This is a genomic window from uncultured Neisseria sp., from assembly GCF_951230505.1.
Lineage (GTDB): Bacteria > Pseudomonadota > Gammaproteobacteria > Burkholderiales > Neisseriaceae > Neisseria.
Genome location: NZ_CATNVN010000065.1, coordinates 1 through 9606, shown reverse-complemented (window position 1 = coordinate 9606; position 9606 = coordinate 1). Strand labels below are relative to the sequence as shown.

At 46.0% G+C, this 9606-nt stretch carries 10 protein-coding genes; 7 read left to right on the top strand and 3 right to left on the bottom strand.

The annotated features are described in order from the left end of the window. Positions 1 to 31: 31 nt before the first annotated feature. Positions 32 to 1441 (bottom strand): PepSY domain-containing protein, encoded by a 1410-nt coding sequence (locus tag Q1M25_RS05600; protein WP_300482685.1) that lies wholly within the window; start codon positions 1439 to 1441, stop codon positions 32 to 34. 344 nt (positions 1442 to 1785) lie between these two features. On the opposite strand from Q1M25_RS05600, the gene greA reads away from it, so the two are divergent. Next, the gene (greA, locus tag Q1M25_RS05595; protein ID WP_300482683.1) at positions 1786 to 2262 is read left to right on the top strand and encodes a transcription elongation factor GreA; all 477 of its coding nucleotides are present in this window, start codon (positions 1786 to 1788) and stop codon (positions 2260 to 2262) included. 97 nt (positions 2263 to 2359) lie between these two features. Next, entirely contained in the window at positions 2360 to 2788 is a 429-nt protein-coding gene (locus tag Q1M25_RS05590) for a DUF4149 domain-containing protein (RefSeq protein ID WP_300482681.1), read from the top strand. Between the two features lie 135 nt (positions 2789 to 2923). On the opposite strand, the gene Q1M25_RS05585 is transcribed toward Q1M25_RS05590, so the two are convergent. Next, positions 2924 to 3685 carry an OmpA family protein gene (locus Q1M25_RS05585; RefSeq protein WP_049323939.1) on the bottom strand — a complete coding sequence of 254 codons (762 nt, stop codon included), beginning with the start codon at positions 3683 to 3685 and terminating at the stop codon, positions 2924 to 2926. Between the two features lie 442 nt (positions 3686 to 4127). Here Q1M25_RS05585 and Q1M25_RS05580 point away from each other — a divergent pair, with 442 nt between their 5' ends. Further along, positions 4128 to 5078, top strand: a complete 951-nt coding sequence (locus Q1M25_RS05580; protein ID WP_150537329.1) for a CysB family HTH-type transcriptional regulator — start codon at positions 4128 to 4130, stop codon at positions 5076 to 5078. A gap of 86 nt (positions 5079 to 5164) precedes the next feature. Here the strand turns inward: Q1M25_RS05580 and fnr are convergent, their stop codons facing one another. Next, positions 5165 to 5899, bottom strand: a complete 735-nt coding sequence (gene fnr, locus Q1M25_RS05575; protein WP_039862092.1) for a fumarate/nitrate reduction transcriptional regulator Fnr — start codon at positions 5897 to 5899, stop codon at positions 5165 to 5167. 162 nt (positions 5900 to 6061) lie between these two features. Here fnr and hemN point away from each other — a divergent pair, with 162 nt between their 5' ends. The 4 genes from hemN to Q1M25_RS05555 form a co-directional block, all read left to right on the top strand. Continuing rightward, a complete protein-coding gene (gene hemN, locus Q1M25_RS05570) occupies positions 6062 to 7483 on the top strand; it encodes an oxygen-independent coproporphyrinogen III oxidase (RefSeq protein WP_300482676.1) in 1422 nt (473 codons plus the stop codon). 131 nt (positions 7484 to 7614) lie between these two features. Further along, the gene (locus Q1M25_RS05565; RefSeq protein ID WP_300482674.1) at positions 7615 to 7947 is read left to right on the top strand and encodes a hypothetical protein; all 333 of its coding nucleotides are present in this window, start codon (positions 7615 to 7617) and stop codon (positions 7945 to 7947) included. A gap of 615 nt (positions 7948 to 8562) precedes the next feature. Continuing rightward, positions 8563 to 8808, top strand: coding sequence for a DUF1289 domain-containing protein (locus tag Q1M25_RS05560; RefSeq protein WP_049329517.1), 246 nt, complete (start codon positions 8563 to 8565; stop codon positions 8806 to 8808). A gap of 38 nt (positions 8809 to 8846) precedes the next feature. Continuing rightward, positions 8847 to 9606 (top strand): TraB/GumN family protein (locus Q1M25_RS05555; protein WP_300482671.1); only part of this gene is annotated, 760 nt, incomplete at its 3' end.

Genomic DNA, 9606 nt, shown 5'->3' with positions numbered 1-9606 from the left:
GATTCAGACGGCCTTTAATCACATCGGGCGGTTATTTAAACCATCTTGCCAATGCTGGGATACGCGACAACAACATTGTATCCAAAATCCAAATAACAACGATTGCAGCAATGGCCGTTGGGAAAATCACAGCCAAAATCAAAAGTGGCACAGCCATTGCCCACCATACCGGCAATTTGATTTTCTGTGCAGGAGGAACCAAACCACGTGCTTCTGAAGGACGGCGTTTCCACCACATCACACAGCCGCTGACACAGATAAAGATAATCGCCAGACAGAACAAGACATTTGCCAATACACTCCACCAGCCCAGTGTACCCATATGCAAAGCAATACTTGCTGCCATGAACTTACCAAACCAGTTGTAATCGTCAAAATGAATATCAGCCAGGATTTTGCCGCTGTATTGATCAATGTGTACCGTACGATCCGCAGTCGGACTAATCATATCGTAGCTCATTGAGTCTTGCGACAGCGTCCATACGCCGGTTTCGCCTTTAGGCAGGTTCAACTGATAGCGGCCTTTAAAACCAATTTCGCGTGCAAAGCGGTCAACCGTCTCCAACGTCATCGGCTCGCTCGGATTAATGCCGTTTTCTCCCATTGTCGTACCGGAAACCGGCATAGGCGTCAACTCCAAAATCCATGGCACTTCTTTAGATTTACCGTCATTCAGCACATCACCATGAGTTGGCACAGAAGATACCGGATTAGGCTCCACGCCCCATTTACCCGCAGGAAATTGGCTCCACGCCTGAACCACTTTACCGCCCCAAATACCTGCCCAAGCAATACCTGACAGACAGAACAGCAATAGAAGCAAAGAAACCCAAGTGCCGAATGCACCGTGCAGGTTGCGCCACCAAGAACGGCCTTTGCCTGCTTTAGGCAAAAGGACAGCCTTCAGACTACGCTGTTTTACCCACCACAAATAAATACCGGTCACAATCATAATAATAGTTAACGACGCAGCGGTTTCCAACAGGTAGTCACCAGTCGCCCCCATCATCATATCGCCGTGGATTTCGTCCATCGTGTGATACCAGCCTTGACCGCGCGGCATCGTATTTACAACTTTTGCCGTATAGGGATCAACGGCAACCATAGTGGCTTTATCGTCATTGTTCACGCGGAATACGGCAACCATATCATCTGCGCGCGGCGCAATATACTGCACTACAGAAGCAGTTTCCGGATTCACAAACTGTCTGGCGGCCTCAGCCTGAGCCGACAAAGGCTGCACCACTGCCTGCGGCGTAATATGTATGCGTTCGCCTTCTTTACCGGTAATATTGGCGAATAGCAGCATTCCCAACCCTGTAACAGCCAGCAGGGTTAAAAACGGCGCAACCAAAAGTCCGGCATAAAAATGCCATCGCCAAACAGTCAAATAACGGCGGTTAGCCTGTTGTTCATTTTGGGAAGTTGGTTTTATTTCCATATTTTCTCTTCATATAGTTAAAGCAGACTAATTATTACGAACTAGCATCAGTCATTTTAATCAAAAATATTCATTTAAGAAACTGTTTTTCCCATGCAGCTTTGAAATACTTCAATATTTAGTTTTCAGGCCGTCTGAAAAAACAAAATAGACAGAAAACAACACTTTACTGAAAATCCGTTTTAATCATTGCGGTTTTGGCAGAATTTGGTAGAATACAGGCATCACTTATTTATTTATCAAGCCGCCAAGCTTTGGCGGCTTGTATTTTTATTTCCAATCCGGCTACCGCGCGTGGCCGGATAAAATTTTAAAAGCATCATCATGCTTTCATGGAGAACTCTATGCAAAAAATCCCTTTGACCGTCCGTGGTGCAGAATTGTTGAAACAAGAACTTCAACACCTCAAAAGCGTGGCACGCCCAGAAGTCATTGAAGCCATCGCCGAAGCACGTTCGCACGGCGACTTGTCTGAAAACGCAGAATACGAAGCCGCCAAAGAGCGTCAAGGCTTTATCGAAGGCCGCATCGCCGAGTTAGAACACAAACTCTCTATGGCGCATATCATCAACCCTGCCGAAATCCATGCAGAAGGCAAAATCGTGTTCGGCACAACTGTGACACTGGAAGATTTGGAAACTGAAGAACAAGTTACCTACCAAATCGTCGGTGAAGATGAAGCAGACATCAAAGAACGCAAAATCTACGTTGGCTCCCCCATTGCCCGCGCCCTGATCGGCAAAGAAGAAGGCGACGTTGCAGAAGTTCAAGCACCAGGCGGCGTACGTGAATATGACATCATTGCCGGGCAATATATTTAAATAAACAAAAGGCCGTCTGAAAACATTTTCAGACGGCCTTTTGTTGTACCTAAAAACACCATAATAGAAAAAGTGAAATCTTCCCAGGAGAAACATAATGAATCTACTGTACAAAATTACCCAAACCGCTGCCGCCATGTGGCTCGGTATGCAGCTGACAGCAGGCTATGTTACCGCCCCTATCCTGTTCCGCCTCCTGCCCAAAATGCAATCAGGAGAAATTGCCGGCATTTTGTTTGCTATTACAGCGATATGTGGCTTAGTTATTTTTGGCGCAGCCTATGCCTTTTTCAGAAAGCAACTGGCCTCACTTTCTTGGTGGATCTTGGTACTTTGGCTACTCTTAGCCTGCAACCATCTTTTGGTTACACCGGTTATCGAGGCACACAAGTACGGGCTGGATAACTGGCTGCTATCCCTAGTTGGAGGAACATTCGGCGTTTGGCACGGCTTGTCCAGTATCCTCTTTTTGATTTGTACGATACTGGCAGCCATCTGCGTATGGAAATGGCCGAGGCCAAACTAATCTGTCTTAATAAAAGGCCGTCTGAAAATAAACCTTTCAGACGGCCTTTTATTTTGAATCATGAATTCCCCGATTCTTCAAATATAAACCATAAAAAAATGCCCTGCATATTGCAGGGCATTTTTCACAAACCGATTAAGGTTTAGCGTAACCGTGAACGCCATTGTAAGGAGCTGGGATCCAACCTTCATCAGTGGCAGGCAATTCGCCTTGACCTTCGATAGTTTGGCCTGGAGCAACTTGACGAGTAACAACGCTGCGAATTTTAACATCAACGCGACGGTCAGGTTCGATACAAGCGATAAGAGCAGCACGTTTCTTAGCTTTAGAAACTTTTTTACCCAGTTTAGCAACTTCAGCTTCACAAGTAGCAGTCATTTGAGCTTGAGACTCGCCCAGACCTACTGCAGAGATTTTGCTAGAAGCAACGCCACGGCCTACCAAGTAGTTAGCAACTACGTTAGCACGACGCTCAGACAGAGCTTGGTTGTATTCTTCAGAACCCATGAAGTCAGTGTGACCTTCAACACGTACAGTTTGTACGCTGTCGTTGCTCAGGCGTTGAGCCAAAGCGTTCAGGTTTTCTTGAGCTTCAGGACGCAGGTTGTCTTTGTCGAAGCCGAACAGAGTTTTAGTAGACAGGGAAACAGTTTCATCAACATACTCAGGAGCTTGTTGTACAGGAGCAACTGCTTCACGATCACCACATTCAACGCGGCCTTCGGTAGCTTTGTCGAAGTAGCTGTTTTTCCAGCATTCGCCGTAGTTGTTACGGACGATTTCTTGAGATTGGCTGCTTACGGTGTAACCGTGTTTGGTGTGCGCTTCGCTGGCCATAGCGGTGCCAGAGGCAACCAAGGCAACGAACAATGCGCTTAATTTCAGCTGTTTGGTCATTTTATTCCCTCATCAAATTGTTATGCGGCGGACTAGGAAAGCAACCGCTGCAAAGTACCAATATACAGGCCGCAGTATCAAAACAGCGGCAAATCGGATATATCAGGTTGCACTATAAAGAAGCGCAAGGCAAACTGTCAATACTCGATGCCTTCAAACAATTATGAAGTGCCTGCTTCCTAGTAGTTAATCATGCCGAAAAATCAATCTTGTGTCATTAATTTAGGGCAAAATCAGACAATTCACCTACCTAAAGTTGTACAAAAACAACAAAACCCCTTTCCCTCTTCTTTCCTGAATTTCCTGTTTTCATATCATTAAAAGATATTTTCATTAAAAACAAACGTTTTCAAAACTCAGGGCAAAACCGGGCAAAATATGTTAAATTACAGACCGTTTGTCGCACAAAATCCACAATAACAACGTATCCGATACTGCTACCATGAAACTGCAACAATTACGTTACGCCCTTGAAGTTTACCGGCACAATCTGAATGTCTCCGAGGCTGCCGATGCGCTTTTTACATCCCAGCCCGGCATTTCCAAACAAATCCGCCTGCTTGAAGAAGAATTGGGTATCCAAATTTTTATCCGCAGCGGCAAGCGTGTGGTTTCCGTTTCACAACCGGGCAAAGCCGTGTTAGAGATTTCGGAACGAATTTTGCGTGATGTACAGAACATTAAAAATATCGGCAGCGAGTTTACCGATCACGACAGCGGCTCGCTGACCATCGCGACAACGCATACCCAGGCGCGTTATGCCTTGCCCACAATCGTTGCGGAATTTGTCAAAAACTACCCTAAAGTCAATTTGACCATCAAACAAGGCAGCCCTTCTGCCATTGCGCAAATGGTCAGCAGCGGCGAAGCGGATTTGGCAATTATTACCGAACGCATTGACGATCATCCCGAGTTGGGCAAACTGCCCTGCTATGAATGGAACCATGCCGTCATTGTTCCGCACGACCACCCTCTTTTGGACTGCCGCAATCCTTTAAGCCTTGAAGATTTGGCTTCTTTTCCGCTGGTTACTTACGAATTTGCTTTTAATTCCGGCAGCAGCATTGCGCGTACATTTAATAAAGCGCATATTGAGCAACCTGATGTTGCCTTATCGGCTGCCGATACGGATGTATTGAAGACGTATGTTCGCTTAGGCTTGGGTGTTGGTTTGATGGCCAAAATGGCGTACGATCCCGCGGTCGATCAAGATTTACAGCTGATTGATGCGGCGCACTTATTTGAACCGTCGCCCACTTGGATAGCCTTACGCTCGGATACTTACCTGCGCGGTTATACCTATGATTTTATACAGATGTTTGCACCGAAACTGACCCGTGAAGCAGTTGACCGCATTCTGTACACGCCGGTTGTTGAAGATTTTTCAATTTAACATCTAACTATAACTTGCGTAACTTAACAATTATTCTTTAATTCTTGTTAAAAAGGCCGTCTGAAATATTTCAAACGGCCTAAGATTCAGATAGCATGCGAACAACCAGAAACCATTTTCTTCAAGGTTGTCGCATCTAAGATTTTGATGTGCTTGTGTTCAACAGAAATCAAGCCTTCATGATGGAATTTAGACAAGGTGCGACTGACTGTTTCCAGTTTCAGCCCCAAATAGCTGCCGATTTCCTCACGCGACATCCGCAAGATAAAATCATTGGCGGCAAAACCTCGTGAATAGAGACGCTGGGACAAGTTGAGCAAGAATGCCGCCAATCGCTCTTCAGCGCGCATATTGCCCAAAAGCAACATAACGCCCTGATCTCGGACAATTTCGCGGCTCATCAAGCGGAAAAAGTGAGAACGGAGGCTGGGAATATCCTGACCGAGTTCTTCAATATGTGTAAACGGAAGCTCGCATACCTCGCTGTCTTCCAAAGCCACAGCATCACAGCTGTGAATATGGGAACAAATCCCATCCATACCGATCAGCTCGCCCGACATAAAAAAGCCGGTTACCTGATCTCGTCCATCTTGGCTGGCGACTGTTGTCTTAAAGAAGCCCGCACGGATGGCAAACAAAGAGGTAAACGGCTCGCCGGCACGGAACAGGTATTCACCTTTTTTCAGACGGCGGCTTTGACGAATAACCGCGTCTAATTGTGAAAATTCGTTAGGCATCAGTCCGACAGGCAAACACAGCTCGCGTAAAGAACATGTGGAACACAAGGTTTTCATTTGATGTGTTGCATTGTGTGTGGCCATAACGCACCCTTAATCTGCATAGTTCTATAAATCCCTGATGAAGCCGAATAACTATTGACCCAAGTCAAAGTCGGCATATCATTATGAGGCATTCTACCAAACTATCGAAATTTTGACTAAAATTTTCCCTAATTTCCTTACTTCATACTACAAGCCCCGACCATGAAAATCATCCCCATCTCAAATAATACCAACATAAACAATGAATTACCGGAATTCGACCGCGAATTGATTGCCAGTTTGCCATCAAGCGGTCCACGTTATACATCCTATCCGACCGCCGACCGCTTCCATGAAGGCTTTAAAGAAGCCGAATATATCCAAGCTTTAAACCTGCGCAACATGGGCGCGCTCAACAAACCCCTTTCGCTCTACATTCACATTCCTTTCTGCAATACCATCTGCTACTACTGCGGCTGCAACAAAATCATTACCAAAGACAAAAGCCGTGCTGATGCCTATATCCAGTATCTGGAAAAAGAAATGGAATTGCTGGCACCGCATTTAGGCGGACGACACCAGCTTGCGCAACTCCACTTCGGCGGCGGCACGCCGACATTCCTAAGCGACGACCAACTCGAACGCGTCTTCGAAATGATCCGCAAATACTTCCAGCTCATCCCCAACGGCGAATACTCCATCGAAATCGACCCGCGCAAAGTCAGCCGCGAAACCGTCCTCAAACTGGGCAAACTCGGTTTCAACCGCATGAGTGTCGGCATTCAAGACTTCGATCCTAAAGTGCAGGCAGCCGTCAACCGTATCCAAAGTTACGAAGAAACCAAAGAAGTCATCGATGCCGCCCGCGAAGCCGGGTTCAAATCCGTCAGCGTCGATTTGATTTACGGCCTGCCGCACCAAGATACCGAAAGCATCAAAACCACCATTGACACGGTCTTGTCCCTCGACCCCGACCGCCTCGCCCTCTACCACTACGCCCACCTGCCACATATCTTCAAACCGCAACGCCGTATCGACACCAATGTCGTTCCTGGCAGCGAAGAAAAACTCGATATGCTGCAATATTGCGTCCAAACCCTGACTGAGCGCAGCTACGTTTTCATCGGTATGGACCACTTTGCCAAACCTGATGATGAACTCTCCATCGCCCTCAAAGAAGGCTTCCTGCAACGCAACTTCCAAGGCTACTCGACCTATGCCGACTGCGACTTGGTGGCGATCGGCGTCTCCTCTATCGGCAAAATCGGCAGCACCTACTCCCAAAACGAGCGCGACATCGATGCCTATTACGCCGCACTCGATGCCGGACATCTGCCGATTATGCGCGGCTACCAGCTCAATCAAGACGATATTTTGCGCCGCAACATCATTCAGGATTTAATGTGCCGCTTCTCGCTTGATTATCAAATTTACGAAAGCGTGTTCGGCATTCCGTTTAGCCGCTATTTTGTAGCGGAACTGGAAGATATGAAGCAACTGGAAACCCTCGGTCTGGTTCGTCTCAAACCGCACGGCCTGACCGTTACGCCGAAGGGCCGTTTCTTGATCCGCAACATCGCTATGGTGTTCGACTACCATTTGCGCCATAAAGAAACCAAAGCCAAATACTCGCAAACCGTATAAACAGAAATGGAAAAGGTCGTCTGAAAATTTTCAGACGACCTTTGTTTTTATTTTCAATACTTTCGGGTAACATAAAACCATATTTTCCGCTTTATCAGAATTCAAAGTTAATTTGTATAGGCGCGTATCCTATGGTTACCGAACAGCAAAACGATATCCTCAGCATCAATAAAGTACAGCTTCTCCTTGCAGAAAAACGCACGGCACTTGCTATCATGCGTACGGGCATTGCCGTTTTCGCACTCCCTTTGTCTATTTTCAGTGCGCTGATTGCGACATCGAAATGGTACGAGGCCGTTGATGTTTGGCCTTTGCTCGTACTGGTCAGTCTGATGAACATCAGCTTGATTATTTTCTCGGTCTATCTGATTACCCGCTCGCTCCGTAGAATGCACCAATATGACCGGCTGATTGCCGATATCAAATACAACAATCAGTCTTTGCGCAAACTGATTAAGTCATAAAATGCAGATAGTTGGGGCTACACATAGGTCGTCTGAAAATCAAAATATAGCGGAACTCCAAATATGTATTAAAACATGATTCTGCCAAACATACCGTAATTATTCTTGGTGACGTTACTGTATACTTTGCTCCCCCATTTGAATGGATACGATACCATTGCAGTAATTGAGATTAAAATGAACAACAAATATAAAGAATGGATAAAAATCATACTGCTCCCTCATTTAATAACGGCTATTTTTTTAGGGCCGGCAATAATTGTTTTTTGGTCAGGTGGATTTATCGGTCTCTATTCTGTTATAAACGTGTTCAGTGAATTAGGTTCGCTTAAATATTATATTTATATTGGAATTCCTTTAATTTTTATAATGTTCTTACTTAGGTTTTATTGGGAAAATCTGACGATAGGGAAGATACTGACTTCTTCTGCGATATATTTATGGTTTCTCTTAGGTTTTTTATGCCTAGGGTGGCAGATATAAATTTATTGAAATGATCAACTCAATTGGACATTGATAGGAACCCTGCTGGATACACCGATCGTGTTTAGACAAATACAAATGCAGTCTGCAATTTTGGTTTATCCGGTCTCAGATCTCAAACGCTTTTAAAATATGGAACAACCCGATTTTTTCCCCATTCCCAGCCCCTGTATAGGCGTTTGTGAAGCCAATGCCAAAGGTTATTGCAAAGGCTGCCTGCGCAGCCGGGAAGAGCGCTTGTACTGGCTCCAGATGACCGACAGCCAAAAGCATCAAGTCATGCACCTTCTATCCCTCAGGAAAGCCAAAATCCGCAACCGCAAAATGGAAAAACCCGAAACGGGCGAACATCCGGTTCAAAACCTGCTCGATTTCTAAATTGCCCTTGCCTACCGCACACCACAATAAGGAAAAACATGAAAAAACTGCTTACCTGCCTGCTTGTGCCATTAACTGCCCTCACCCTGGGCGCCTGCAAACCCGTTGCAACTTCACCCGAAAGCAAACCTGCCGAACTTAACTGGCAGCAGCCTAAACTGACCAGCAATGTTTGGAAAATCAGCAAAGAAGGCCAACCAGACTCCTATCTGCTCGGCACCATCCACATGGGGCAAACCAATCAGACCTTGTCTTCCGATGCAGTCAAACTGTTGCAATCCACCGACCAACTGACCACAGAAGTTGACGCATTGCCGGACAGCAGTCCGGAAACAAAAAAAATGTATCAAAAATACTTCCAGGAAGTCATGAGTACCGAACCGCTCAGCCGCAAGCTTGGCAAAACAGATTTCCGTCTTTTACAAGAAATCTATTCAAAAAATGAAGAAAGCCGACCCATCGCCCAAATTGCCGACAAACTCCATCCGTGGGCCGCATTCATTTTTTCCGGCAGTACGTTTCCCAAAGGGTATAGCTCAGAAACCGGTGCAGATATGTTGCTGACCAACGCGGCCGCCGGTATCAATAAGCCTCGTGGTTCATTGGAAAGCTTGGACAATGTTACCGCGATCTTCAAAGCCCTGCCTGAAGAGACCATGCTCAACTTTCTGAAAGCCAGCATTAAAACCAATAAAGAAGAAACCGAAGATATCAAAAAACTCCATCAAGCCTATTCAGACGGCCGCTTTGAAGAACTCATTCCACTTTTGGAAGAAACCGAACAGCGCACCCTCAAAC

Bases quoted from the DNA above. Each gene is read 5' to 3' on its own strand.
- Q1M25_RS05580 (WP_150537329.1), top strand. From the start codon at position 4,128: ATGAAACTGCAACAATTACGTTACGCCCTTGAAGTTTACCGGCACAAT.
- Q1M25_RS05565 (WP_300482674.1), top strand. From the start codon at position 7,615: ATGGTTACCGAACAGCAAAACGATATCCTCAGCATCAATAAAGTACAG.
- Q1M25_RS05590 (WP_300482681.1), top strand. From the start codon at position 2,360: ATGAATCTACTGTACAAAATTACCCAAACCGCTGCCGCCATGTGGCTC.
- greA (WP_300482683.1), top strand. From the start codon at position 1,786: ATGCAAAAAATCCCTTTGACCGTCCGTGGTGCAGAATTGTTGAAACAA.
- Q1M25_RS05560 (WP_049329517.1), top strand. From the start codon at position 8,563: ATGGAACAACCCGATTTTTTCCCCATTCCCAGCCCCTGTATAGGCGTT.
- fnr (WP_039862092.1), bottom strand. From the start codon at position 5,899: ATGGCCACACACAATGCAACACATCAAATGAAAACCTTGTGTTCCACA.
- Q1M25_RS05600 (WP_300482685.1), bottom strand. From the start codon at position 1,441: ATGGAAATAAAACCAACTTCCCAAAATGAACAACAGGCTAACCGCCGT.
- hemN (WP_300482676.1), top strand. From the start codon at position 6,062: ATGAAAATCATCCCCATCTCAAATAATACCAACATAAACAATGAATTA.
- Q1M25_RS05585 (WP_049323939.1), bottom strand. From the start codon at position 3,685: ATGACCAAACAGCTGAAATTAAGCGCATTGTTCGTTGCCTTGGTTGCC.